Annotated in this window: 21 protein-coding genes; 4 read left to right on the forward strand and 17 right to left on the reverse strand. The window is 54.8% G+C overall.

Annotated elements, in window-relative coordinates:
- Positions 1-82: 82 nt before the first annotated feature.
- The 5 genes from N5923_RS10320 to cysG form a co-directional block, all read right to left on the reverse strand.
- Complete coding sequence (locus N5923_RS10320) at positions 83-403, reverse strand: DUF3561 family protein (RefSeq protein ID WP_267142370.1); 321 nt, start codon at positions 401-403, stop codon at positions 83-85.
- Positions 404-484: 81 nt separating this feature from the next.
- Positions 485-1093 carry an adenylyl-sulfate kinase gene (cysC, locus tag N5923_RS10325; RefSeq protein WP_267142369.1) on the reverse strand — a complete coding sequence of 203 codons (609 nt, stop codon included), beginning with the start codon at positions 1091-1093 and terminating at the stop codon, positions 485-487.
- Positions 1094-2521: a sulfate adenylyltransferase subunit CysN gene (gene cysN / locus N5923_RS10330; protein ID WP_267142368.1), complete on the reverse strand. Its 1428-nt coding sequence runs from the start codon at positions 2519-2521 to the stop codon at positions 1094-1096.
- Between the two features lie 11 nt (positions 2522-2532).
- On the reverse strand, positions 2533-3441 hold the full coding sequence (gene cysD, locus N5923_RS10335) for a sulfate adenylyltransferase subunit CysD (protein WP_267142367.1): 909 nt from the start codon (positions 3439-3441) through the stop codon (positions 2533-2535).
- A gap of 9 nt (positions 3442-3450) precedes the next feature.
- Positions 3451-4866 carry a siroheme synthase CysG gene (gene cysG, locus N5923_RS10340; protein ID WP_267142366.1) on the reverse strand — a complete coding sequence of 472 codons (1416 nt, stop codon included), beginning with the start codon at positions 4864-4866 and terminating at the stop codon, positions 3451-3453.
- Positions 4867-5121: 255 nt separating this feature from the next.
- Here cysG and N5923_RS10345 point away from each other — a divergent pair, with 255 nt between their 5' ends.
- Both N5923_RS10345 and N5923_RS10350 read left to right on the forward strand, forming a co-directional pair.
- Entirely contained in the window at positions 5122-6156 is a 1035-nt protein-coding gene (locus N5923_RS10345; RefSeq protein WP_267142365.1) for an aminopeptidase, read from the forward strand.
- Entirely contained in the window at positions 6156-6440 is a 285-nt protein-coding gene (locus N5923_RS10350) for a YciI family protein (protein ID WP_267142364.1), read from the forward strand. The genes N5923_RS10345 and N5923_RS10350 overlap by 1 nt, the downstream gene beginning before the upstream one ends.
- A 34-nt stretch (positions 6441-6474) precedes the next feature.
- On the opposite strand, the gene N5923_RS10355 is transcribed toward N5923_RS10350, so the two are convergent.
- The 4 genes from N5923_RS10355 to cysJ all read right to left on the reverse strand — a co-directional run bounded on the left by N5923_RS10355 (position 6475) and on the right by cysJ (position 11773).
- Positions 6475-7338, reverse strand: coding sequence for a GNAT family N-acetyltransferase (locus N5923_RS10355; RefSeq protein WP_267142363.1), 864 nt, complete (start codon positions 7336-7338; stop codon positions 6475-6477).
- 167 nt (positions 7339-7505) lie between these two features.
- The gene (locus tag N5923_RS10360) at positions 7506-8240 is read right to left on the reverse strand and encodes a phosphoadenylyl-sulfate reductase (RefSeq protein WP_267142362.1); all 735 of its coding nucleotides are present in this window, start codon (positions 8238-8240) and stop codon (positions 7506-7508) included.
- A 15-nt stretch (positions 8241-8255) separates the two neighbouring features.
- Complete coding sequence (cysI, locus tag N5923_RS10365) at positions 8256-9968, reverse strand: assimilatory sulfite reductase (NADPH) hemoprotein subunit (RefSeq protein WP_267142361.1); 1713 nt, start codon at positions 9966-9968, stop codon at positions 8256-8258.
- On the reverse strand, positions 9968-11773 hold the full coding sequence (gene cysJ / locus N5923_RS10370; RefSeq protein WP_267142360.1) for an NADPH-dependent assimilatory sulfite reductase flavoprotein subunit: 1806 nt from the start codon (positions 11771-11773) through the stop codon (positions 9968-9970). Before cysJ ends, cysI begins: the two co-directional genes overlap by 1 nt.
- A 296-nt stretch (positions 11774-12069) precedes the next feature.
- Between cysJ and queD the strand changes: the two genes are divergently transcribed.
- A complete protein-coding gene (gene queD / locus N5923_RS10375; RefSeq protein WP_267142359.1) occupies positions 12070-12429 on the forward strand; it encodes a 6-carboxytetrahydropterin synthase QueD in 360 nt (119 codons plus the stop codon).
- 82 nt (positions 12430-12511) lie between these two features.
- Here queD and queE read toward each other — a convergent pair whose 3' ends face one another.
- The 5 genes from queE to relA form a co-directional block, all read right to left on the reverse strand.
- Complete coding sequence (queE, locus tag N5923_RS10380; RefSeq protein WP_267142358.1) at positions 12512-13183, reverse strand: 7-carboxy-7-deazaguanine synthase QueE; 672 nt, start codon at positions 13181-13183, stop codon at positions 12512-12514.
- Between the two features lie 143 nt (positions 13184-13326).
- Positions 13327-14622 (reverse strand): phosphopyruvate hydratase, encoded by a 1296-nt coding sequence (gene eno / locus N5923_RS10385; RefSeq protein ID WP_267142357.1) that lies wholly within the window; start codon positions 14620-14622, stop codon positions 13327-13329.
- 82 nt (positions 14623-14704) lie between these two features.
- On the reverse strand, positions 14705-16342 hold the full coding sequence (gene pyrG, locus N5923_RS10390; protein ID WP_267142356.1) for a glutamine hydrolyzing CTP synthase: 1638 nt from the start codon (positions 16340-16342) through the stop codon (positions 14705-14707).
- Positions 16343-16622: 280 nt separating this feature from the next.
- Positions 16623-17405 (reverse strand): nucleoside triphosphate pyrophosphohydrolase, encoded by a 783-nt coding sequence (gene mazG, locus N5923_RS10395; protein ID WP_267140629.1) that lies wholly within the window; start codon positions 17403-17405, stop codon positions 16623-16625.
- A gap of 43 nt (positions 17406-17448) precedes the next feature.
- On the reverse strand, positions 17449-19683 hold the full coding sequence (gene relA / locus N5923_RS10400) for a GTP diphosphokinase (protein ID WP_267140630.1): 2235 nt from the start codon (positions 19681-19683) through the stop codon (positions 17449-17451).
- Between the two features lie 654 nt (positions 19684-20337).
- Here relA and barA point away from each other — a divergent pair.
- Entirely contained in the window at positions 20338-23070 is a 2733-nt protein-coding gene (gene barA / locus N5923_RS10405) for a two-component sensor histidine kinase BarA (RefSeq protein WP_267140631.1), read from the forward strand.
- An 8-nt stretch (positions 23071-23078) separates the two neighbouring features.
- Here barA and N5923_RS10410 read toward each other — a convergent pair whose 3' ends face one another.
- From N5923_RS10410 to garR, 3 genes are all read right to left on the reverse strand, one after another.
- Positions 23079-23513, reverse strand: a complete 435-nt coding sequence (locus N5923_RS10410) for a DoxX family protein (protein ID WP_267140632.1) — start codon at positions 23511-23513, stop codon at positions 23079-23081.
- A 148-nt stretch (positions 23514-23661) separates the two neighbouring features.
- Positions 23662-24807: a glycerate kinase gene (locus tag N5923_RS10415; protein ID WP_267140633.1), complete on the reverse strand. Its 1146-nt coding sequence runs from the start codon at positions 24805-24807 to the stop codon at positions 23662-23664.
- Positions 24808-24879: 72 nt separating this feature from the next.
- Positions 24880-25764 carry a 2-hydroxy-3-oxopropionate reductase gene (gene garR, locus N5923_RS10420; RefSeq protein ID WP_267140634.1) on the reverse strand — a complete coding sequence of 295 codons (885 nt, stop codon included), beginning with the start codon at positions 25762-25764 and terminating at the stop codon, positions 24880-24882.
- Positions 25765-25773: the final 9 nt, after the last annotated feature.

The following is a 25773-nucleotide window of genomic DNA, read 5'->3' on the forward strand; positions in this document are numbered from 1 at the left end:
AAACATCGGGCGGTGTTCTCGCCGCCCGATATTGATTTGTGCCATTCCTGATGACGAGGTGATTAACGCGCGGAGCAAAGATTTACCAGCCGGTAAGAAACGAAAACAGCAGCCAGAACAGGCAAACCACCACCAGCGCCGTGGCAATCAGCGTCCACATCAGGCGTCCGCGCAACAGCAGGCTAAAGCCAATACCAATCAATACCGAAACCGGCAGCAGCGCGAGGAAGAAAGGCCAGGTATACAGAAAGAAGAACAGCGTATTAGAGCCATACAGCAGGAAAGGAATCGCCAGTGCGAACCAGTAAGAAACAAAGCCGATGACCCCGCCGGGGAATGACCAGGTGTGTTCTTCCTGGTCACGTTCATCTTTACGAGCAAGCATGGGGGTAACGTTCTGCATAAGTATCCTGTTGACGCGTTGTCGGCCCGCTCTCTGGCGTTCGCACTGCCGCAGTATATTCGCAAATATACCGTAACTATCTCAGGAGTTGATAATATCGCGCTCACGCAGCACGTCTAACAATTGCGCTATCAATTTTGTTACCAATTGTTCGCCATCCAGATGGATTTCGGCCTGTTCCGGCGCCTCGTAGGCCGAGTCAATACCGGTAAAATTACGCAGTTCACCGGACCGCGCTTTTTTATACAAACCTTTCGGATCGCGCGCTTCGCAGATAGCCAGCGGCGTGTCGACAAACACCTCAATAAAGCGCCCTTCCCCCACCCTGTCGCGCACCATCTGCCGTTCAGCGCGGTGCGGTGAGATAAACGCCGTCAGCACCACCAGACCAGCATCGACCATCAGTTTCGCCACTTCCCCGACGCGACGAATATTCTCTTTGCGGTCATCATCGCTAAAGCCAAGATCGCGACAGAGTCCGTGACGCACATTGTCGCCATCCAGCAGATAAGTGCTGACGCCATGCTGATGCAGCGCCTGCTCCAGCGCACCGGCGACGGTGGATTTACCCGAGCCCGAAAGCCCGGTAAACCACAACACCACGCCCTGATGACCATGCAGGCTCTCCCGCCCGGCACGCGTTACCGCGTGCGCGTGCCAGACAACATTTTCATCATGTGTGGCGGCCATTTATTTGCCACCCAGCAGGTCGCGCGCGCCCCAGTGTGGGAAGTGGCGACGCACCAGTGCATTTAATTCCAGTTCAAAGGCGCTGAAATCACCGCTGTTCTGCTGCACATCTTCCAGCGTATGGCGCACCATACCCGCGCCCACCGTGACGTTGCTCAGACGGTCAATAAAGATCATCCCGCCAGTCACCGGATTCTGCTGATAGGCGTCAAGCACCATTGGCTCATCAAAAGTGACCTCAACCAGGCCGATACCGTTCAGCGGCAGGCTGTCCACTTCATGTCGCGCCAGGCTGTTAATCTCAACCTGATGCTGAATTTTTTCGACACGGACGCGGGTTTTCTTGCCGGCGATTTTGACGTCATAACTCTGGCCTGGCGACAACGGCTGTTCCGCCATCCACACCACATCAATCGATGCGCCCTGTACCGCTTTCAGCTCGGTATCAGCGGCCACCAGCAGATCGCCACGGCTGATATCAATCTCATCTTTCAGCACCAGCGTCAGCGCTTCACCGGCAATCGCCTGTTGCAGATCGCCATCAAAGGTAACGATACGGGCAATAGTGGATTCCACGCCAGACGGCAGCACTTTCACCCGCTGACCAACCTGCACCGTACCGGATGCCAGCGTCCCGGCATAACCACGGAAATCGAGATTGGGACGGTTAACATACTGCACCGGGAAGCGCATTGGCTGCTGCTCCACTACGCGCTGCACATCAACGGTTTCCAGCACATCCAGCAGGGTTGGGCCGCTGTACCAGTTCATTGCCGCGCTCGGCGTGGCGACGTTTTCGCCTTCCAGTGCCGAGAGCGGCACAAAGCGGATATCAAGATCGCCTGGCAGCTGGGTAGCAAAATCCAGGTAGTCCTGCTTGATCTGCTCGAAGGTCTCCTGCTTGTACTCCACCAGATCCATTTTATTGATCGCTACCACCAGGTGCTTGATCCCCAACAGCGTGGAGATAAAGCTGTGGCGGCGCGTCTGATCCAGCACGCCTTTACGCGCGTCGATCAGCAAAATCGCCAGATCGCAGGTCGAGGCGCCGGTGGCCATATTGCGCGTGTACTGCTCATGGCCCGGCGTATCGGCAATAATAAATTTACGCTTCTCAGTGGAGAAGTAGCGATAGGCCACATCAATGGTGATGCCCTGTTCGCGCTCAGCCTGCAGACCATCCACCAGCAGCGCCAGGTCGAGCTTCTCGCCCTGAGTGCCGTGACGTTTGCTGTCATTGTGCAGCGAAGAGAGCTGATCTTCATAAATCTGACGGGTATCATGCAACAGGCGACCAATCAGGGTGCTTTTCCCGTCATCGACGCTGCCGCAGGTGAGAAAACGCAGCAGGCTTTTATGTTGCTGCGTGTGCAGCCAGGCTTCTACGCCACCCTGATCGGCAATTTGTTGTGCAATAACGTTGTTCATCTGGCGGCTCCTTAGAAATAGCCCTGGCGTTTCTTCAGCTCCATCGAGCCGGCCTGGTCGCGGTCAATCATGCGTCCCTGACGTTCACTGGTAGTCGAAACCAGCATCTCTTCGATGATCCCCGGCAGGGTCTGAGCTTCAGACTCGACGGCGCCGGTCAGTGGCCAGCAGCCAAGGGTACGGAAACGCACCATGCGCTGTTCGATCACTTCACCAGGTTGCAGATCGATACGGTCGTCATCGATCATCATCAGCATGCCGTCACGTTCCAGCACCGGACGCATAGCTGCCAGATAGAGCGGAACGATCTCAATATCTTCAAGGAAGATATACTGCCAGATATCCAGTTCGGTCCAGTTTGACAGCGGGAACACACGGATGCTTTCGCCTTTGTTAATCTGGCCGTTGTAGTTGTGCCACAGTTCAGGACGCTGGTTTTTTGGATCCCAGCGATGGAAACGGTCGCGGAACGAGTAGATACGCTCTTTAGCGCGCGATTTCTCTTCATCGCGACGGGCGCCGCCGAAAGCGGCATCAAAGCCATATTTATTCAGCGCCTGCTTCAGCCCTTCGGTTTTCATAATATCGGTGTGCTTGGCGCTGCCGTGGACAAACGGGTTAATCCCCATCGCCACCCCTTCCGGGTTACGGTGCACCAGCAGTTCAGCACCGATGCTTTTCACCATACGGTCACGAAACTCGTACATTTCCCGAAACTTCCAGCCGGTATCAACATGCAGCAGCGGGAACGGCAGGGTTCCCGGATAGAAGGCTTTACGCGCCAGATGCAGCATCACGGATGAATCTTTACCGATGGAGTACATCATCACCGGATTGGAGAACTCCGCCGCCACTTCGCGGATAATATGGATGCTTTCCGCCTCCAGCTGACGCAGGTGAGTGAGTCGTTTTTGATCCATAATCTTTCCTCAAGCCAAATTTACAACGGCGGATTCACGTCCGGCCTGCTGTGCTGAATGTTGAAACCAGGCCAACTGCGCATGCAGATTGACGACTTCGCCAATCACCAAAAGGGCTGGTGTTGGGGCGCGTTGCGCCAGTTCTTCGAGCTGTTCGAGCGTTCCGGTTAGCACCTGCTGATCCTGACGGGTGCCACGGCCAATCACTGCCACCGGTGTGCTGGCGTCGCGTCCGTGGGCGATCAGCTGCTGACTGATCTCCGCCGCTTTCACCGTGCCCATATAGATCGCCAGCGTCTGACGCGCACGCGCTAACGAAGGCCAGTCGATGCCATCACCGCCGGTGCGGCAATGACCAGTAATAAACAATACGCTCTGTGCGTAGTCACGATGGGTCAGCGGGATACCGGCGTAGGCAGTGGCGCCAGCGGCGGCGGTGACACCCGGCACCACCTGAAACGGGATGCCTGCGGCCTGCGCGGCCTGTAACTCCTCGCCACCACGGCCAAAGATAAAGGGATCGCCGCCTTTTAAGCGCACCACCCGTTTGCCCTGCTGCGCCAGCTCCACCAGCAGGCGGTTGGTCTCTTCCTGCGGCACCGAATGGGCGCCGGCGCGTTTGCCGACGCAGATACGGTCGGCGTCACGGCGCACTAAATCCAGAATGTCATCGCTGACCAGATGGTCATACAGCACCACATCCGCCAGCTGCATTACCTGCAAGCCACGCAGCGTCAGCAGACCGGAATCTCCCGGCCCGGCGCCGACCAGCACGATTTCGCCCTGCGCCTGCTCCGGGTTAATCAGCTGATCGTCCAGCGTCTGCTTCGCTCCCTGCACATTACCGGCGGCCACCTGACTGGCGAACAGGCCATTAAAGGCGCGCTCCCAGAAACGGCGGCGCTCCGACATCTTATTAAAACGCTGCTTAACCTTACCGCGCCACTCGCCGGCTATCTGCGCCATCTGGCCGAGGTTGGCAGGTAACAGTGCTTCCAGTTTTTCACGCAGCAAACGCGCTAAAACCGGGGCGGTGCCGCTGGAGGAGATCGCCACCACTAACGGTGAGCGATCAACAATCGAGGGAAAGATAAAGGTGCACTTCGGCTGGTCATCAACCACATTCACCAGACGAAAACGTTGGTTAGCGGCGTCAAATACCCGGGCGTTAAGCTCGCTGTCATCAGTAGCCGCAATCACCAGGAACACGCTATCGAGCTGTGCTTCGTCGAAATCGGTAGCCAGCCACTCGACTGCATTGATCTCGGTTAACGCCTGTAGCTCTTCGCACAGCGCGCGTGAGGCAATCTGTACGCGCGCGCCTGCCCGACGCAGCAGTTCAATCTTGCGCGCCGCAATGTCGCCACCGCCTACCACCAGTACCGGCTTAGACTTGAGATCGGCAAAAATCGGGAGATAGTCCACGTCGGCCTTATATGAAATAACAAAAAGTTAACGCGACTATACGTCTGCTGCTTCCGTCAGATGAAATTACTTATTGGAATGAGTAGTTCCCGAATGGAATAACGAGCTGACTAAGCTGAGAACAAAATGTGCTTAACAGATGATATTTAGCGGCTTTCAGAACGAATGTAATTGTCTGACTGCGATCACAATTTCATACTAGCGCAGTAAAAAAATTTTGCTATGCGTCATGGGATGACGCCTAAGGATTCTGAAATGTTTTCCACCCTCCGCCTGACTGCGCTGGCTGCGCTGCTCAGTTGCGGCATTGTTTTACCGGTGACGGCGACGGAACCTGCCGTCGGCAAACAGGCTGAACAGCAGTTACGTAATATCGCCACCTGGTTTCCGGGCCGCATGATCGGCAGTCCGGCTGAGTTACTGACCGCCGACTATCTGCAACAACAGTTCAGCGCGATGGGTTACCACAGCGACAAACGCGATTTTCATACCCGTTATCAATATCTGCATAAAGATGGCAGCTCCGTCTGGCGCAATGTCACCGGCACCTCGGTGATTGCCGCGCGTGAAGGCCAGGTGCCGCAGCAAATTCTGCTGGTGGCGCATCTCGATACCTGGAGCCCGCAGAGCGATGCTGATATTGAACACAATCTTGGTGGCCTGCGCTTACAGGGAGCCGACGATAATGCTGCTGGTCTGGGCGTGATGCTTGAGCTGGCGCAGCGTCTCAGCCAGCAGCCGCTGCATTATGGCGTGCGTTTTATCGCACTGAGCGGTGAAGAGATCGGCCATCGCGGAAGCGAAGATTATCTGGCGCGCATGAAACCAGAAGAGAAGAAAAACACCCTGCTGGTGATTAACCTCGACAGTCTGATTGTCGGCGATAAGCTCTATTTTAACAGCGGTAGCAATACGCCTGCCGCAGTGGCGCGTCAGACGCGCGATCGTGCGCTGGCTATCGCCCGCCGTTATGGCATTGCCGCCGACAGCCATAATCTGGCAAAGAGCGATTATCCACCGGGTAACGCCTTTGACAGTGCCGGTTTTCCGCTGCTGAATGTGCGCGCGACCAACTGGACGCTGGGCAATCAAGATGGCCGCCAGCAGCGCCGCGCTTCGGCGCATTTCCCGCAGGGCATTAGCCGCCATCAAACCGCGCGTGATAATCTCAGCTATATCGATCGCTGGTTGCCAGGCCGGATCAGCCAGCGCAGCCACGATGTGGTGCAAATATTGCTGCCCTTAATGACTGAACTGACAAACCCTGCCCGCAACAAGGAGTCATCGTAATGTATATCATCAATCTGACCTATCACCGTCCGATGGAAGAAGTGGAAGCGCTGATTGAGCCGCATCTGCAGTGGCTTGATCGCTACTTTGCCGCCGGAGTATTTATCACCGCCGGTCGTAAGGATCCGCGTACTGGCGGGCTGATCATTGCTAAAGATATCGATCGTCAACGGCTGGATGCGATTGTAGCGGAAGATCCGTTTGTCGCGGTGGCAAACTATGAGGTCACTAAAGTGAATATCACCCTTGCGGCGGAAGAGTTTAAAGCGCTGGTGGGGATCTGATCGCAGCGGGCGCCGACGGCGCCCGCTTAGTCAGTTACAGATGGCGGTTCAGGATGCTATGCAATGCCGCCCGCTGTTTGCTGCTTAGCGCGTCATTTTTGACACAGCAGCGATCGCAGTAGTGACGGGCATGCTCCGCCGTCCAGCGAAATACTTTCTCCTCTTTCATACATGCCACCAGTTTGTGGTACATGCTGCTGATATTCATCGACACCATCACCTCTTTTACACTCAGGCGTTTATGCGGCGATAAACTTTTGCGCAGGAAAGCCAGCGTCTGGCGAATATCCGCACGCAGTAATACTACCGGTTTGTTCTGATACGCAGGATGCAGGCGGCTCTCCCCCACCTGATGAAAAAACAGATTATCCTGGTAGAAGCGTGCTTTACGCGCCTCCACCTGGATAAACAGCGTATCAATGCGTTGAAAGAAGGCGGCATAGAGAATAATCCAGCCGTAGAGCGCACGTAGCACACCGCCACCGCGATAACAGGCATCAATGCATAACGAGCCTATCTCCCCGGTGTGCTCCGGCTGACAGCCTGACTGGCAAATCTCTTCGGCAAATATCTTCTCCGCCGGTAATCCCTGCCCGCTCTGCTTAATCAGCGCAATGGTGCCAATCACATCATTATCGACTTTGGCCAGAAACAGGCGGTTTGCGGCAGTGAAGAACCAGGGTGAAAACAACATATTGCCTGGCTGAGGTGCCACCAGGCCGAGTTTGAGGTATTCCGCGTGTAATTTCCCCATGCCGGTAAAAAAATCCTGCAGTGAACTCACCTGGCGAATATCAATGTCGTCAGTTGAGTGTTGTTTACCAAAACGAAGGGAATTCTTCACAACGGAAGAAGGGTCTTTATGCGGTACAGACGACGTCAGGGCTTTATCTGACACTGTGTTCTCTCCTTGCTGAGTGAGTAAAACATCCACCCAACAAGGATTGATCGATTAGATAAATTAAACAATAAAGTAACAAAAAATTAATGCACTAACGAAAATACAACATATTAACTAATAAACACCGGTAAACTACCGGGTAATCAGTTTAGCAGAATTTATCATTAACCTTCATGCAGACCACACTCACGTTTCAGGCCAAAGAAGCGCGTCTCTTCTTCTGCCATACCCGGCTCCGACTTGCGGGTAGTATGGGTATCACCGACCGACAGATAGCCCTCATCCCACAGCGGATGGTAGCTGAGGCCATTCTGCTGCAGATACTGATACACCTGCTTGTTGTCCCAGTCGATAATCGGCAGGATCTTAAACACCCCGCGCTGAATCGCCAGCACCGGCAGATGTGCGCGGCTGCCAGACTGGTCGCGGCGCAGGCCGGCAAACCAGGTCTGGCCGCCGAGGGTTTCCAGCGCACGGTTCATCGGTTCAACCTTGTTAATCTGGTTGTACTTCTCGATGCCTTCCACCCCCTGCTCCCACAGTTTGCCGTAGCGCGCTTCCTGCCATGCCGCTGACTGTTCGGCGCGGAACACCTTCAGGTTCAGATCAAGCTTCTCGGTCAGCGAGTCGATAAACTGATAGGTTTCGGCAAACAGATAGCCGGTATCGGTCAGGATCACCGGAATGTCTGGCTTCTGGCGGGTCACCAGATGCAGCGATACCGCCGCCTGAATGCCAAAGCTGGATGACAGCACAAAATCACCCGGCAGATTTTCCAGCGCCCAGCTGACGCGCTGTTCAGCGGAGAGTTTCTCCAGCTGAGTATTCACTTCCGCCAGCGCCATTACGCGCTCGACTTTTGGCATCTCATTCAGTGCTGCGAGATCGAATACAGACATTATCAATCGCCTCCGTTATTCCCAGAAATCACGTGCCGGATCGAGTACCTCACGCACCACGCCCGCGCGAATGGTGAAGTCGCCGAAGCCTTCATCAGCTTCACGCTCGGTTGCCCAGCGCCCGACCAGTTCATCAATGCTCGCCAGAATTTCATCTTCGTTGATATTCTCACGATACATCGCCGGAATACGTGTACCGGTGCGGTTACCGCCCAGATGCAGGTTGTAGCGACCCGGTGCCTTACCGACCAGACCAATTTCAGCCAGCATGGCACGGCCGCAACCGTTCGGACAACCGGTAACGCGTAGCACTATGTGCTCTTCACCAACGCCGTGTTTATTCATCAGCCCTTCGACTTTGGTGACAAAGTCCGGCAGGAAACGCTCGGCTTCGGCCATCGCCAGCGGACAGGTAGGGAATGACACGCAAGCCATCGAGTTCTCGCGCTGGGCAGTCACGTTCTCCATCAGGCCATGGCTGCGGGCAATCGCTTCGATTTTATCCTTCAGTTTTTCCGGTACGCCCGCCACAATCAGATTCTGGTTGGCGGTCAGACGGAAATCACCCGGATGGATTTTGGCGATTTCCGCCACGCCGGATTTCAGCGCGCGGCCAGGGTAATCCAGCAGACGGCCGTTTTCAATAAACAGCGTCAGATGCCATTTTTTATCAATGCCCTTCACCCAGCCAAAGCGGTCGCCGCGGGTAGTGAATTCATACGGACGAATCGGCGCGAAAGTGATGCCGGCACGGCGCTCAACTTCCTGTTTAAAAGTCTCCACGCCGACGCGTTCAAGGGTGTATTTGGTTTTGGCATTTTTACGGTCGGTACGGTTACCCCAGTCGCGCTGGGTGGTCACGACCGCTTCCGCTACCGCCAGCGTCTTATCCAGCGGCAGATAACCAAACTCACTGGCAGTACGGGCATAAGTCGCTTTATTGCCGTGCTCAATCGACAGACCACCGCCCACCAGCAGGTTAAAGCCCACCAGCTTGCCCTTCTCGGCGATGGCGATAAAGTTCAGATCGTTGGCGTGCAGGTCGACGTCATTGTGCGGCGGCACCACCACGGTGGTTTTAAACTTACGTGGCAGATAGGTCTCACCGAGAATCGGCTCTTTATCGGTAGTGGCGACCTTCTCTTTATCCAGCCAGATTTCGGCATAGGCGCGCGTCTGCGGCAGCAGGTGTTCAGAGAGTTTTTTCGCCCACTCATAGGCTTCCTGATGCAGCTCTGACTCTACCGGGTTCGAGGTGCAGAGCACGTTACGGTTAACATCATTGGCAGTGGCCAGCGCGTCGAGTCCGACTTCGCTCAGCATCTGGTGCGCTGGTTTCACATTGCCCTTCAGGATGCCGTGAAACTGGAAAGTCTGGCGGTTAGTCAGGCGCACGCTGCCGTAAATGGTGTTCTCTTCCGCAAACTTATCAATCGCCAGCCACTGGGTCGGCGTAATAATCCCGCCCGGCAGACGGCAGCGCAGCATCATCGCATGACGCGGCTCCAGCTTCTGCTCGGCGCGCTCGGCGCGGATATCACGATCATCCTGCTGATACATACCGTGAAAACGGATCAGCAGAAAGTTATCGCCGGTAAAACCGCCGGTCAGGCCATCGGTCAGATCTTTCTCAATGGTGCCGCGCAGGTAGTTACTCTGTTTTTTCAGGCGCTCAGCGTCAGTCAGTTTGCCTTCAACCACCAACGGTCCAGGATGTTTTTCGCTCATTAGTACACGTCTCGCTGATAACGGCGCTCAATGCGCAGCTCGCTTAAAAATTCGTCAGCCGTTTCGATGTCCATGCCACCGTATTCGGCTACCACTTCCAGTAATGCCTGCTCAACGTCTTTTGCCATACGATTGGCATCGCCGCAGACGTAAATGTGTGCGCCTTCCTGAATCCAGCTCCACACTTCCGCCCCCTTCGCGCGGATTTTGTCCTGTACATAGACTTTATGCTGCTGGTCGCGTGACCAGGCTAAATCGATATGGGTCAACAGGCCATCTTTCACATAGCGCTGCCACTCCACCTGATAGAGGAAATCTTCAGTAAAGTGCGGGTTGCCAAAGAACAGCCAGTTTTTACCGCCAGCGCCGTCATTGTCGCGCTGCTGCATAAAAGCGCGGAACGGGGCGATGCCGGTACCAGGTCCAATCATAATCACCGGCGTTTCCGGGCTGGCGGGCAGACGGAAGTTATCGTTATGTTCGATAAATACGCGGATTTCGCCATCCTCTTCCAGACGATCGGCCAGATAGCTGGAAGCGCCACCGGCACGCGCACGGCCATCAATCTCATAGCGCACCGCGCCCACCGTGATATGCACTTCGCTTTCGTTCTCCGCCTGCGAAGAGGCGATCGAGTAGAGGCGCGGCGTTAGCGGACGCAGCAGCTCGATTAACTGGTCGGCATGCAGTTCGGTTGGTGCCTGCCGCGCCATATCGACAATTGGCGTGCTCTGCGCATAGTGCTGCAGCTTCGCCTTATCAGAAACCAGCGCCAGCAGCGCTTCATTGCGCGACAGATGGGCAAAACGCTCGACGATTTGCGGTGTATTAACCGTCAGTTCGAAATGTTTTTGCAGTGCTTCCGCCAGTGGCAGCGTGGCGCCGTTAACCTGCACCGGCTCGTCACCTTTTAACCACAACAGTTCAGCCAGTTCCTGCACCAGCGCCGCATCGTTTTCAAACCAGACGCCCAGCGCATCACCCGGCTGATAACGCAGTGCCGAGTCGCCAAGGTCGATTTCGATATGGCGTACATCTTTATCGGAGTGACGTCCGGTAATTTTCTGGTTTAGCGCAAAACTGGCAACCAGCGGCGCTTCTTTTGTATACGGCGTACTATCGACTTCATTGACGCTGCCGCTGGCGGTCAGCGCCGCAGCCGACGGTGATTCGGCGGGTGCGCGTGATTTCAGCACCTCCACAATCTGCTTACGCCACTGCTCAGCCTCCGCCGCGTATTCCACATCGGCATCGACGCGCGCCAGCAGGCGGTCGCCGCCCAGTTCCGCCAGCTTGCTGTCAAAATCTTTGCCCGCCTGGCTGAAGAACTCATAGGAGGTATCGCCGAGGCCGAACACCGCAAAAGCGGTATCCGTCAGTTTCGGCGCTTTTTTCGACATCAGGAATTTGTGCAGCGCCACCGCTTCTTCCGGCGGTTCACCCTCGCCCTGGGTGGAGGTCACGACCACCAGCAGTTTTTCCTGCGCGATCTGTTTAAATTTGTAGTCGCCGGCATTCACCAGATTGACGCTCAGTTTGGCCGCCAGCAGGTCATCGCGCAGCTGTTCCGCGAGGCGACGCGCATTACCGGTCTGCGAAGCGGAAAGCAGGGTGATGGCGGGCGTCTCAGCTTTTACCGGGGCAGCAGCGACAGTGGCGCCGCCCGTCTGATTGACCATCCCCCAAAAATAGCCGGAAAGCCATGCCAGCTGCGTGGTAGAAAAATCACCTGTCGCCGCCTGCAAGCGCGCGAGTTGCTCCGGGTTAAGCGGAAGCAGATTACCTGGGGGAGCCTGAGTCGTCATTGCGTTGAAAATTCCAGTGTCTGTGGTCCGGGACGTAAGAAGAGAGGGTAGGTTACCGAGTGACATAATAACCATTAAATAAGGGTTAGAAATAATAAATAACCAAAATGACTAAGTGGTTTTTCGGGTAAGAGTTAACAGCAAAAGCGGTTAACTAAAATCAGTTTAATCAATAAGTTAACAATGAGATGATCTTGATGACAAAGTTACTGGCGCTATCCGGTGCTTAACGGGTGCGAAAAAAGCTGTTTTCCGTTAGACTTCGTCGGTTTTTTGATGAGATTGAGACTGTAACGATGGCAACCACGCTATTTAAAGATTTCCAGTTTGAAGCCGCGCACCATTTACCCAATGTGCCGGAAGGCCATAAGTGTGGCCGTTTGCACGGACACTCGTTTTTGGTGCGTATTGAAATCACCGGCGAAGTGGATGCGCATACCGGCTGGGTAATGGATTTTGCTGAGCTGAAGGCGGCTTTTAAGCCGTTATACGATCGTCTGGATCACTACTATCTGAACGATATTCCGGGCCTGGAGAATCCGACCAGCGAAGTGCTGGCAAAATGGATTTGGGATCAGATGAAGCCCACGCTGCCAGAACTGAGCGCAGTGCTGGTTAAAGAGACCTGTACGGCAGGTTGTGTTTATAAGGGTTGATTACGGCTGATTGACGGGCGGCGAGAACGCCGCCCATACAATCGAGCGGACCCAGGGGCGGCGTTCTCGCCGCCCGAAATCCTTAAGCAATATTCAGATACTTATGGGTCTGCATCGATAAGCGCCAGTTGTGCGCAATACAGGTTTCGATGCACAACTTAGTCGCATCCTCTTTCTGGCTGATCGGTTGTAGCGCGATGATGCGTGACTTATCATCGTTAAGCGTGGCCAGCAGCGCCTGTAACGCTTCAATATCACGCTGACGCGCCACCGGATGTTTAATCTCGTCGGCACGCACCAGCGCCTGTGACAGCACATCATAACCGCCGCGCATATTAACCTTCGGTGACACCGTGACCCAGCTATTGGCCGAGCAGTGTACTTCATGGGTACCGCTGGTCTCAATCTGGCAACTGTAGCCAGAAGATTCCAGTACCGTAGTTAATGGTGTCAAATCATAGATACTCGGCTCACCGCCGGTGATCACCACATGACGCGCCGTCCAGCCCTGCTGGCCAATCATCGCCAGCAGCCCGTCGGCATCCGCCGAACCCCAGGCGTCGCTCTCAACCGTTTTAACCAGAATATCCCCCAGCGAGGTCTCCCGATTGGCCAGCTTATCCCACGTATGTTTGGTATCGCACCAGCTGCAGCCAACCGGGCATCCTTGCAAGCGGATAAAAATTGCCGGAACGCCGGTATAAAAACCTTCGCCCTGCAACGTCTGGAACATCTCATTAATCGGGTACTGCATTACTTTCTCGCTAGTGGGTGGAATCAGGGGCGCAGATTATGGCAGAAAATTACTCTGCGCGCGCGCCATAAAAAAAGCCTCGTGCAGGCACGAGGCTTTATCTTATCACCAGAGCTTATCCTCAGGATAAGCTGCGGAATAAATTACTGACCTTTAACTTCAGACAGACCGTTGAATGGCGCACGGCTGCCCAGCGCTTCTTCGATACGAATCAGCTGGTTGTACTTAGCAACACGGTCAGAACGGCTCATAGAACCGGTTTTGATCTGGCCAGCAGCAGTACCCACCGCCAGATCGGCGATAGTGGCATCTTCGGTTTCGCCTGAGCGGTGAGAGATAACGGCAGTGTAGCCAGCATCTTTCGCCATTTTGATCGCCGCCAGCGTTTCGGTCAGAGAACCGATCTGGTTGAATTTGATCAGAATGGAGTTAGCGATACCTTTGTCGATACCTTCTTTCAGGATCCTGGTGTTGGTTACGAACAGATCGTCACCAACCAGCTGGATTTTGTCGCCCAGAACTTTAGTCTGGTAAGCAAAGCCCGCCCAGTCAGATTCATCCAGACCGTCTTCGATAGAGACAATTGGATACTGCTTAGTCAGGTCTTCCAGGAAGTGGGTGAACTCTTCGGAAGTGAAGGCTTTGTTGCCTTCGCCAGCCAGAACGTACTTACCGTCTTTGTAGAATTCAGACGCCGCACAGTCCATCGCCAGGGTGATATCAGTACCCAGTTTGTAACCGGCTTTCTCTACCGCTTCAGCGATAACCGCCAGTGCTTCGGCGTTTGAACCAAGGTTTGGCGCATAGCCGCCTTCGTCACCGACTGCAGTACCCATACCTTTCGATTTCAGCACTTTCGCCAGGGTGTGGAACACTTCAGAACCCATACGGATGGCTTCTTTCAGGGTTTTCGCGCCCACTGGCTGAATCATAAATTCCTGGATGTCGACGTTGTTGTCGGCATGCTCACCACCATTGATGATGTTCATCATTGGCAGTGGCATAGAGAATTTACCTGGGGTGCCGTTCAGTTCAGCGATGTGCTCATACAGCGGCATACCTTTCGCAGCGGCAGCGGCTTTAGCAGCAGCCAGAGAGACGGCCAGAATGGCGTTAGCACCGAACTGAGATTTGTTTTCAGTACCGTCCAGCTCAATCATGATCTTATCGATGTTTGCCTGGTCTTTCGCATCTTTACCCTGAACCGCGTTCGCGATTGGGCCATTAACTGCTGCAACGGCTTTAGTTACGCCTTTGCCCAGGAAACGAGATTTGTCACCGTCACGCAGTTCCAGCGCTTCGCGAGAACCGGTAGAAGCACCTGATGGCGCAGCAGCCATACCTACAAAGCCGCCTTCCAGATGAACTTCAGCTTCAACAGTCGGGTTACCACGAGAGTCGATAATTTCGCGACCGATGACTTTAACGATTTTGGACATTAGATTTTCCTCAGTACAAGTTAAAAGCTAAGCTAAAACTCAGACAAACGACACACGATAAGTTCGCGCGTCATTCTGGTATTTATTTCGCTAAACGCTTCTGGTACTCGCTTGCGGCTTTTACAAAGCCAGCAAACAGCGGGTGTCCGTCACGCGGTGTTGAGGTGAATTCCGGATGGAACTGACACGCAACAAACCATGGATGGTCAGGAATCTCAACGATCTCTACCAACTGGTCATCCCCGGAGCGGCCTGCCACACGTAATCCAGCAGCTTCGATTTGCTTCAACAGCATATTGTTCACTTCATAGCGATGACGATGACGTTCCACAATGGTGTCAGAACCATACATCTGACGGACCAGGCTGTTATCGGTCAACTGGCACTGCTGACTGCCGAGGCGCATGGTGCCGCCCAGGTCGCTCTGTTCGGAGCGCATCTCAACATTGCCTTCTTCATCACGCCATTCGGTAATTAATGCAACTACCGGATATTTACAGTCTGGCACAAATTCAGTGGAGTTAGCCCCTTCCATGCCTGCGACGTTGCGGGCGAACTCCATCAGTGCCACCTGCATACCTAAGCAGATACCGAGGTAAGGTACGTTGTTTTCACGCGCATACTGCGCGGTCATCAACTTACCTTCCACACCACGATAACCAAAACCGCCAGGGATCAGGATAGCGTCCAAATCTTTCAGTAATTCGACACCACGGGTTTCAACATCCTGCGAGTCGATCAGCTTAATGTTCACCGTAACGCGGTTCTTCAGGCCACCATGCTTCAGTGCTTCAATCACTGATTTATAGGCATCCGGCAGTTCGACATATTTGCCGACCATACCGATCGTTACTTCGCCACCCGGATTCGCTTCTTCGTAAATCACCTGCTCCCATTCGGAGAGGTTCGCTTCCGGCGCGTTCAAGCTGAATCGTTTACAAATATAATCGTCAAGGCCCTGTGATTTCAACATGCCTGGAATTTTATAGATAGAATCAACGTCTTTCAGAGAAATTACCGCTTTCTCCGGCACGTTACAGAACAGCGCGATTTTCGCCCGCTCGTTGGCCGGAACCGCGCGATCGGAGCGGCAAATCAGCACATCGGGCTGAATACCAATCGACAGCAGCTCTTTCACTGAATGCTGAGTAGGCTTAGTTTTCACTTCGCCCGCTGCCGCCATATACGGCACCAGCGTCAGATGCATATACAGCGTGTGCTCACGGCCGACATCAACCGCCATCTGGCGAATCGCTTCGAGGAATGGCAGGGATTCGATATCGCCGACGGTGCCGCCGATTTCAACCAGCACCACGTCGTGGCCTTCACCACCGGCGATAATGCGCTCTTTGATCGCATTAGTGATATGCGGAATAACCTGAATGGTTGCGCCCAGATAGTCACCGCGGCGCTCTTTACGCAGCACTTCGGAGTAGATACGACCGGTAGTAAAGTTATTGCGGCGAGTCATCCGGGTACGGATAAAACGCTCGTAGTGACCTAAATCCAGATCGGTTTCAGCACCGTCGTCGGTCACAAAGACTTCACCGTGCTGTGTAGGGCTCATAGTACCTGGATCCACGTTGATATACGGGTCCAGCTTCATGATGGTCACATTAAGACCACGAGCTTCGAGGATAGCTGCCAGGGAGGCTGCGGCAATGCCTTTGCCCAGAGAGGATACGACCCCGCCGGTCACAAAAATATAATTCGTTGTCATGCTGAACCTGAGAGTTTAGGTTTAAAGACGATGGAATAACCAGGACGGGAAAACAGTATACCGGAAACCCCCTGACCCGACAATTGATCCTTTCTGGTTGTGTGCGCGACAACGTTTTTATCAGGCTAAATTAGCCGACAAACCCGCGGAGCGGATTGATTTTAGTCATAAGATCGCACGTTAAATATTTTTAGCTGAATCGTTATCCGGGCGGCGAGAACGCCGCCCCTACAAAAGATTCCCAGGCACCTGTAGGGGCGGCGTTCTCGCCGCCCACTAATCATTCCTTTGATTTTACCTGCTGCCAGGCAGCTTCCATCTGCTCAAGGGTGGCGTCATTCATCGCCATTCCCTGTGCGGCGATAATCTGTTCCACCTGACGGAAGCGACGTTCGAATTTGCGATTGGCTTTTTGCAGCGCGGTTTCGGCTTTTTTACCCAGATGACGCGAAAGATTTACCGTGGCAAACAGCAGATCGCCAATCTCCTCCTCCAGCTTCTCTTCATCCACCACCGCCTGCTGCGCTTCCTCCATCACTTCGTCGATCTCTTCGTACACTTTTTCCAGCACCGGGCCAATGGTGTGCCAGTCAAAACCGACAGCGCTACAGCGCTTCTGAATTTTGTGCGCCTTCATCAGCGCCGGCAGTGCCGCGGGGATATCATCAAGCGCCGAATGCTGCGCTTTTTCGGCGCGTTCCGCCGCTTTGCTCTGTTCCCACAGCACGCCGCGATCCACGCTGCTATCCGCCAGCGAGTCGCCAAAAATATGCGGATGACGGCGTTCCATTTTGTCGCTGATGGCGTGACAGATATCGTCGAAGTTAAAGCGCCCCTCTTCGCTGGCCATCTGCGCGTAAAACACGATCTGAAACAGCAGATCGCCAAGTTCATCACGCAGATCGGCATAGTCCTCGCGCTGAATAGCATCCAGCACTTCCCAGGTCTCTTCGAGGGTATAGGGGGCAATGGTGGCGTAGCTTTGCTGGCGATCCCAGGCGCAGCCATTCTGCGGATCGCGCAGGGTTTTCATGATGCCCAGCAGGCGATCGAGAGCGTTCATTTAAATCCTTAAAACGATAGGGGCGGGAATGCCGCCCATAAAATCAGTGTAAACGCCGGGCGTCAATAATATCCGGCAGCTGATTAAGCCGCGCCAGCACCCGTCCCAGCACCTGCTGATTGTAGATTTCGATATCCATATCGATGGTTGCCAGCTGCTTTTTGGTATCGCTCCTGCTGGAGACGCCCAGCACATTGACCTTTTCATTCGCCAGAATGGTGGTGATATCACGCAGCAGTCCGCTGCGATCGTTGGCGGTCACCCGCACCACCAGCGAATAGCCGCTGGAGTAACTTTCTCCCCATACCGCATCGACAATCCGCTCCGGCGCATGCGAGATCAGTTCTGCCAGCTGGTCACAGTCGGCCCGGTGAATTGAGATGCCGCGTCCCTGGGTGATAAAACCGATAATCTCATCGCCAGGAATTGGCTGGCAGCAGCGGGCAATATGATGCATCAGATTGCCGACGCCCTCCACCACCACCCGGCCACTCTCTTTACTGCGTGCGCTGTTTGACTGGGTTTTCTGCGTCAGCTGACGCAGCGCCTCGCGATCTTCCTCTTCAGCGCTCGGCTTATTCAGCTTCGACTGCAGGAAGTTGCTCATCTGCACCAGACGAATATCACCGCCGCCAATCGCCGCCAGCAGCTCATCGATACTGTTAACGTTATAGCGCGGCAACAGCAGCTTTTCGGCATCTTTCAGATTGATATCCAGATGATCGAGTTCGTTATCGAGGATCTGGCGACCAGCAATAATATTTTTGTCACGATCCTGTTTACGGAACCAGGCGTGAATTTTCGAGCGCCCGCGGCTGGTGGTGACATAACCGAGGTTAGGATTCAGCCAGTCACGGCTGGGATTTGGCTGCTTCTGGGTGATGATATCGATCTGATCGCCCATCTGCAGCTGATAGGTAAAGGGCACGATGCGGCCGCCAATCTTGGCGCCGATGCAGCGATGACCGATATCACTGTGAATATGGTAGGCGAAGTCGAGCGGCGTCGATCCGGCGGGCAGATCGACCACATCCCCTTTCGGCGTAAACACATAGACGCGATCGTCAAACACCTGGCTGCGCACTTCATCGAGCATTTCGCCGGAATCCGCCATCTCTTCCTGCCAGGCGATTAGCTTACGCAACCAGGCGATGCGCTCTTCATGCCCGGAAGCGCCACGCCCCTGACTGACGCCCGGCCCCTCTTTGTACTTCCAGTGCGCGGCCACACCCAGCTCGGCATCTTCATGCATCTGGCGGGTACGGATCTGAATTTCCACGGTTTTACCCTGCGGCCCCAGCACCACGGTGTGAATCGACTGATAGCCATTCGGTTTTGGATTGGCGACATAGTCATCGAACTCATCCGGCAGATGACGATACAGGGTATGCACCGTACCGAGCGCGCCATAGCAGTCCTGCAAACGTTCGGCGACGATACGCACCGCGCGCACGTCAAACAGCTCATCGAACGCCAGTGACTTCTTCTGCATCTTGCGCCAGATACTGTAGATATGTTTCGGCCGGCCATACACTTCGGCTTTCACGCCCTCTTTCGCCATCTCTTTGCGCAGATTGTCGACAAAGGTCTCAATGTACTGTTCGCGATCGATACGCCGCTCGTGCAGCAATTTAGCGATGCGTTTGTATTCATCAGGATGCAGATAGCGGAAGCAGAAATCCTCCAGCTCCCACTTCAGCTGGCCGATACCGAGGCGGTTAGCCAGCGGCGCATAGATATTGGTACACTCTTTCGCCGCCAGTACGCGTTCATCTTCCGGCGCATCTTTTACTTCACGCAGATGGGCGATACGCTCCGCCAGCTTAATCACCACGCAGCGGAAATCTTCCACCATCGCCAGCAGCATACGGCGGACGTTATCCACCTGCTCCGAGGCCATCGAGTCGTTATGCGTCGCTTTCAGCTGACGAATGGCATCCATATCGCGCACGCCGTGCACCAGCGAGACAATGCCTTTACCGAAATCTTCTTCCAGCGTCTCTTCCGACACCACATTTGCATTAGCCAGCGGGAACAACAGCGCACTGCGCAGGCTGTCATTATCCATGCTCAGCATCGTCAGGATTTCCACCATTTCGATGCCGCGCCAAAGCAGCACTGCCTGGTCGGGATGATTTTGCGTGGCGGCTTCACAATAGCGCCAGGTGTCGGCCAGTCGTTCACATGACTGCTGGTTAGAGATCCCCAAACTGGTGATCCATTGGTCGAGTGCAAACTCGCCAGCCGTATTCAAATGTGCACTTCTTACCGCAACCATATCCTCTCCTGGCAAAGCTCCCGCACGGGCAGCTAAGTTTTGCAAATAGCACCATGGACTCGTGACCGCCGTTATGCGGGCATCACGACCCTTTCCAATTGGTAACCGGAAGTCAGCAAAGTCTGACTGTCACGGCAAGTGTAGACGGATTAACGCATAGATAGACATCGGGTTATCGCGCAAGTTTGATTATCAACGGCCGCGCCGCAGACTGACAGGCGATATCTGTATAATTCTGCTACAAAAAGCCGGATATCTTTCATATTATTCAAGTAACTATTATACGCAGCCTTAGCAACTATTGCTGCAACAGCTTCCACACACTGAACATTTTGTTGCACCTTTTACTGGCTGCCGGGAAAGGCGAGCGGCGCGCCTGATTAGCGCGATGAAAGGGTTATGCGAAAACTGTTCCAGGTTGTACTGGCGCCGTAAAACGCACGGCAGGCCAGCGCCAGCAGGTGATTAACATCGCATCAGAGCGTGGAGAGTTATCCGGCGCACCAGCCTTACGCTGCAAAATGGGGCATGCGGGTCGTTTTGTGCCGCTTTGCAGAGTAGAATTGCGCCATTATTGATGACGAAGTTGCCAGGCTAAATAAAATACCCGCTGTCGCAAAGGGTATTGTCATTATTGTCGCATAGTGGAAATCCATGACCAAATACAGCCTGCGGGCGCGAATGATGATTTTAATTCTGGCACCGACGCTGATGATCGGTCTGCTGCTCAGCACCTTTTTTGTTGTTCATCGCTATAACGAACTGCAACGTCAGCTGGTCGATGCCGGTGCCAATATTATCGAACCGCTGGCGGTCTCCAGTGAATATGGCATGACGTTCCATAGCCGCGAGTCGGTACGCCAGCTGGTCAGCCTGCTGCATCGCCGTCATTCGGATATTGTGCGCGCGATCACCGTGTTTGATGATCATAACCAGCTGTTTGTCACCTCTAATTTCCAGCTGGATCCTGACCTGCTGCGTATTGCTGATGGCCAGAAGCTGCCGGTTTCGATTGCTATTGAACGCCGTGGCAACAGCATGATCCTGCGCACGCCGATCCTCTCTGAAAGTTACTATCCGGACGAATCTCCCGGCCGCGATGCCAAACCCACCGGCAATCCGCTCGGCTATGTGGCAATTGAACTGGATCTGCAATCGGTGCGCTTGCAGCAGTACAAAGAGGTATTTATCTCTACTCTGCTGCTGCTGTTCTGTCTCTGCATCGCCATGCTGTTTGCTTATCGCCTGATGCGCGATGTCACCGGACCGATTCGAAATATGGTCAGTACCGTCGACCGCATCCGCCGTGGTCAGCTCGACAGCCGGGTGGAAGGCTATATGCTCGGTGAACTGGATGTGCTGAAAAATGGGATCAACTCGATGGCGATGTCACTGACCGCCTACCACGAAGAGATGCAGCAGAATATCGATCAGGCCACTTCCGATCTGCGTGAAACGCTGGAACAGATGGAGATCCAGAACGTCGAGCTGGATTTAGCTAAAAAACGCGCGCAGGAAGCGGCGCGCATCAAATCAGAATTCCTCGCCAATATGTCGCACGAGCTGCGCACGCCGCTGAATGGCGTCATTGGTTTTACCCGCCAGACGCTGAAAACGCCACTAAACACCACACAGCGCGACTACATGCATACTATTGAACGCTCGGCTAATAACCTGCTCAGCATTATCAACGACGTTCTCGACTTTTCGAAGCTGGAAGCCGGCAAACTGGTGCTGGAAACCATCCCCTTCCCGCTGCGCGCCACGCTGGATGAAACCGTGGTGCTGCTGGCGCAGGCCGCCCATGAGAAAGGGCTGGAGCTGACCATCAATATCCAGAGCGATGTCGCAGATAATGTGATTGGCGACCCGCTGCGCCTGCAACAGATCGTCACTAACCTGCTGGGCAACGCGATTAAGTTTACCGAGCGCGGCAATATCGATATCCGCATTGAGAAACGCACCCAGGGCAACAATAAAGTGGAACTGGAAGTGCAGGTGCATGACACCGGAATTGGTATTTCCGAGAAGCAGCAATCACAGCTGTTCCAGGCGTTTCGCCAGGCCGATGCCAGTATCTCGCGCCGCCATGGCGGCACCGGGCTTGGGCTGGTGATCACGCAAAAACTGGTCAAAGAGATGGGCGGCGATATCTCATTCCACAGCCGGCTCAGTCACGGTTCGACCTTCTGGTTCCACGTTAACCTCGAACTGAATCCCAATGCCGCCAGCGATCCGCGCGCACTGGACGGTCTGCAGGGCAAAAGGCTGGCGTATGTGGAGGCCAACCCGGCGGCAGCGCAGGCCACGCTGGATATGCTGAGCGCCACACCGATGAGTATCAGTTACAGCACCTCGATCAGTGGCCTGACTGAAGAACACTATGATGTGCTGCTGATGGGCATCCCGGTGATGCAGCGCCAGAATCAGGATATCCCCGACGAGCTGCTTAAACCGTTACTGGAACGCGCCGACTGCCTGATTATGGCGCTCCCCTGCCAGATGCAGGTTTATGCCGAGGAGCTGAAGGCGCGCGGCGTCGATGGCTGCATCATTAAACCCGTCTCGATGACGCGCCTGATGCCGGGCTTGCTGGATCTGCTGGCACGTAAACTGTATGACCTGCCAGAGCGTACGCGTCTGCCACTGACGGTAATGGCGGTAGATGACAATCCCGCCAACCTGAAGCTGATCGGCGCGCTGCTGGAAGAGCAGGTTGACCATATTGTGTTGTGCGACAGCGGCGAAAAGTCGATTCAACAGGCGCGCAGCCAGAAACTGGATATTATTCTGATGGATATCCAGATGCCGGAAATCGACGGCATCCGCGCCAGCGAACTGATCCGTAAGCTGCCGCAGCATGCCAATACGCCGATTGTGGCGGTGACGGCTCATGCGATTGATGGCGAGCGCGAACGGCTAATCAAAGCCGGAATGAATGACTATCTGGCGAAACCGATTGATGAGGTAAAACTCAGCCATCTGCTGGCGCGTTATTCGCCGGGCCTGCAGCCGGAAGTGCAGGAACTGCAGCCGCAGGTATCGCCATCACTCGACTGGTCGCTGGCATTACGCCAGGCGGCGAATAAAACCGATCTGGCGCGCGATTTGCTGCAGATGCTGGTCGATTTTCTGCCTGAAGTGCGGGAAAAGGTGGAGCACAACCTGAACAATAATCACAGCAGCGGCCTGCGCGATATTATTCATAAGCTGCACGGCAGCGCCAGCTACAGTGGCGTGCCGCGTCTGAAGCAGCTGTGCCAGCAGCTGGAACACCATTTGCGGCTCGATTCCGGCATTACCGATATCGAGCCGGAGCTGCTGGAGCTGCTCGACGAAATGGATAATGTCGCCCGCCTGGCAACCGAGGTGTTACGGCAGCTGTAAGGCGCTTGTCAGCGCCAGTCAGGATTTTTTATCACTGAATATTTGCCGCCGCCCAGCAACAGCAGCACCAGCGACATCAGCAGATAAAAAGCGATGCTCTCCAGCGCCCATGCGCCGACCGCATCCAGCTGAAAGGTTTTATCCACCGCCACCAGCAGCCAGGCAACAATCATGGTGCCAATAATCACCAGCGCCGCCGGACGGCAGAGAATGCCGAGGATAATCATGACCGGCGCTACCACTTCGCCAATCAGAACACCGTAGCCGATAAAGCCCGGCAGGCCCTGAGCGGTCAGCATGCCCTGAATGCCCGCCGTACCCGCCAGCAGTTTATGCCAGCCATGGAATAACAGCAGTCCGCCCAGCGATAAACGCAGCAAGAGTTTGCCGAGTTCAGCATGGTTAACCTGCTGATTAAAAGCTGAAAGTGTTTTAGCGATCATCGTATTTTTTCTCCGTAGGGTAATAATTTGATATTACCCTTACGGCTATTTCCGCATACGACAATCCGCTGAATATTTGTCCGATATCAAGAAAGAGAAGGGAGTAAATCCAGACAAAATTACACGGGAGCCGTTTTCGGCTCCCCTGTTAACGGGGAAAACTCTGTCCGATCGCCAGACTGGCGGCAATATTGCGCGCCGTCATCCGTACATTGTCGGCGGCATTATCCAGCGCCTCCTCCAGCGTACAGATACTGTAAATCACGCTAAATACTGCATCAAGCCCGTGCTGATGCACCACGGCCACATCTTCGGTAAGACTGCCGGCAATACCAATCACCGGCTTGTGGTAGCGCTTCGCCACCTGCGCGACGCCAATCGGCACCTTGCCGTGAATACTCTGGCTGTCGATCCGCCCTTCACCGGTAATCACCAGCGTGGCGTCCTGTACCAGCTTATCCAGCCCCAGTGCTTCCGTAACAATCTCAATGCCGCGCCGCAACTCAGCCTGGCAAAACGCATGCAGTGCGGCGCCCATGCCTCCCGCCGCGCCGCCGCCGGGAATATGCAACACATCAATATCCAGATCGCGCTGGATTATCTTCGCGTAGTGCGCCATCGCCTCGTCCAGCTGCGTCACCAGCTGTGGTGTCGCGCCCTTCTGCGGGCCAAAAATGGCCGATGCCCCTTTGTCGCCGGTCAGCGGATTGGTGACATCACAGGCTACTTCAAACCGGCACTGGCCGATGCGTTCATCCAGCTGGCTGATATCGATGCTGGCAAGATCGGTTAAGCTACCGCCGCCATAGCCAATCTGCTGCCCGTGCTTATCCAGCAGGCGCGCGCCCAGCGCCTGCACCATACCAGAACCACCGTCATTGGTGGCGCTGCCACCGATGCCGATAATAAAATGTTTAACGCCGTTATCCAGCGCGTTACGAATCAGTTCACCGGTCCCCCATGAGGTGGTGATCAACGGATCGCGCTGCGCCGCAGGCACCAGCTCTAAACCACTGGCGGCCGCCATTTCGATAAAGGCACAGCTCTCATCGCCGGAAAGACCGTAGAACGCTTCAACCTGCTCGCCCAGCGGGCCAGTCACATTAAGCCTGACGATCTTTCCCTGCGTTGCCGCCACCATCGCCTCAACCGTACCTTCGCCGCCATCCGCAACCGGCAGCTTGACGTAGTGCGCATCAGGGAAAATTTCACGGAACCCCGCTTCAATCTCCGTCGCGACCTGTAAGGCGGATAAACTCTCTTTATATGAATCCGGTGCGATTACTATTTTCATAGGTTTTCCGAGCACTGTTAGCTGGCCGAAAGAAACGACCGGTCGGCGCCGGTCAGGCGCCGAAGGGTCCTGTTACCGGGAAATTTCAACCTTCGCTAACTTTTCATAATAGCAGGCCAGCGCACTATGGTCGGCAGTACCCAGGCCATCGGCCTTCAGCGCCTGCATCATCTCCATTACCGCCGCCGTCAGCGGCAGCTGCGCGCCTACACCGTGGGAAGTGTCCAGCGCATTCGCCAGGTCTTTGATATGCAGATCAATACGGAAACCGGGCTTAAAGTTGCGTTCCATCACCATTGGCGCTTTGGCTTCCAGCACCGTGCTGCCCGCCAGCCCGCCGCGAATCGCCTCGAATACCAGTTCCGGATTGACGCCAGCTTTAGTTGCCAGCGTCAGCGCTTCCGACATCGCAGCAATATTCAGCGCCACAATCACCTGGTTCGCCAGTTTGGTGACGTTACCCGCGCCGATATCACCGGTATGCACCACTGAACCGGCCATCGCTTTCATCAGGTCGTAGTGTTTATCGAACAGCGCTTTATCACCGCCAACCATCACTGACAGCGTGCCTTCAATCGCTTTTGGCTCACCGCCGCTGACCGGCGCATCCAGCAAGGCGATATTTTTCTTTGCCAGCTCTGCATGTATTTCGCGACTGGCCAGTGGCGCAATTGAGCTCATATCGATAATGACCGTACCGGGTTTCGCCCCCTCAATCACGCCGCCCTCACCCAGCACCACCTCTTTCACCTGCGGCGAGTTCGGCAGCATGGTAATAATCACATCACACTGCTCCGCCACCGCTTTCGCGCTGGCTGCGGTGATCGCCCCGGCAGATACCAGTTCGGCTTCGCTTTCGACATTGTTATCGCGCACCACCAGGCTGTAACCCGCTTTCAGCAGGTTTTTACTCATCGGTTTGCCCATAATGCCAAGGCCAATAAATCCAACTTTCATTACGCTTCT

It is taken from the genome of Winslowiella arboricola (genome assembly GCF_025527015.1).
GTDB lineage: Bacteria > Pseudomonadota > Gammaproteobacteria > Enterobacterales > Enterobacteriaceae > Erwinia > Erwinia arboricola.

Coding starts and splice junctions, on each gene's coding strand:
- N5923_RS10415 (WP_267140633.1), bottom strand. CDS start 24,807: ATGAAAATAGTAATCGCACCGGATTCATATAAAGAGAGTTTATCCGCC.
- N5923_RS10410 (WP_267140632.1), bottom strand. CDS start 23,513: ATGATCGCTAAAACACTTTCAGCTTTTAATCAGCAGGTTAACCATGCT.
- queE (WP_267142358.1), bottom strand. CDS start 13,183: ATGCAGTACCCGATTAATGAGATGTTCCAGACGTTGCAGGGCGAAGGT.
- cysC (WP_267142369.1), bottom strand. CDS start 1,093: ATGGCCGCCACACATGATGAAAATGTTGTCTGGCACGCGCACGCGGTA.
- relA (WP_267140630.1), bottom strand. CDS start 19,683: ATGGTTGCGGTAAGAAGTGCACATTTGAATACGGCTGGCGAGTTTGCA.
- cysJ (WP_267142360.1), bottom strand. CDS start 11,773: ATGACGACTCAGGCTCCCCCAGGTAATCTGCTTCCGCTTAACCCGGAG.
- mazG (WP_267140629.1), bottom strand. CDS start 17,405: ATGAACGCTCTCGATCGCCTGCTGGGCATCATGAAAACCCTGCGCGAT.
- N5923_RS10360 (WP_267142362.1), bottom strand. CDS start 8,240: ATGTCTGTATTCGATCTCGCAGCACTGAATGAGATGCCAAAAGTCGAG.
- garR (WP_267140634.1), bottom strand. CDS start 25,764: ATGAAAGTTGGATTTATTGGCCTTGGCATTATGGGCAAACCGATGAGT.
- pyrG (WP_267142356.1), bottom strand. CDS start 16,342: ATGACAACGAATTATATTTTTGTGACCGGCGGGGTCGTATCCTCTCTG.
- cysD (WP_267142367.1), bottom strand. CDS start 3,441: ATGGATCAAAAACGACTCACTCACCTGCGTCAGCTGGAGGCGGAAAGC.
- cysN (WP_267142368.1), bottom strand. CDS start 2,521: ATGAACAACGTTATTGCACAACAAATTGCCGATCAGGGTGGCGTAGAA.
- N5923_RS10350 (WP_267142364.1), top strand. CDS start 6,156: ATGTATATCATCAATCTGACCTATCACCGTCCGATGGAAGAAGTGGAA.
- eno (WP_267142357.1), bottom strand. CDS start 14,622: ATGTCCAAAATCGTTAAAGTCATCGGTCGCGAAATTATCGACTCTCGT.
- N5923_RS10320 (WP_267142370.1), bottom strand. CDS start 403: ATGCAGAACGTTACCCCCATGCTTGCTCGTAAAGATGAACGTGACCAG.
- queD (WP_267142359.1), top strand. CDS start 12,070: ATGGCAACCACGCTATTTAAAGATTTCCAGTTTGAAGCCGCGCACCAT.
- cysI (WP_267142361.1), bottom strand. CDS start 9,968: ATGAGCGAAAAACATCCTGGACCGTTGGTGGTTGAAGGCAAACTGACT.
- barA (WP_267140631.1), top strand. CDS start 20,338: ATGACCAAATACAGCCTGCGGGCGCGAATGATGATTTTAATTCTGGCA.
- N5923_RS10345 (WP_267142365.1), top strand. CDS start 5,122: ATGTTTTCCACCCTCCGCCTGACTGCGCTGGCTGCGCTGCTCAGTTGC.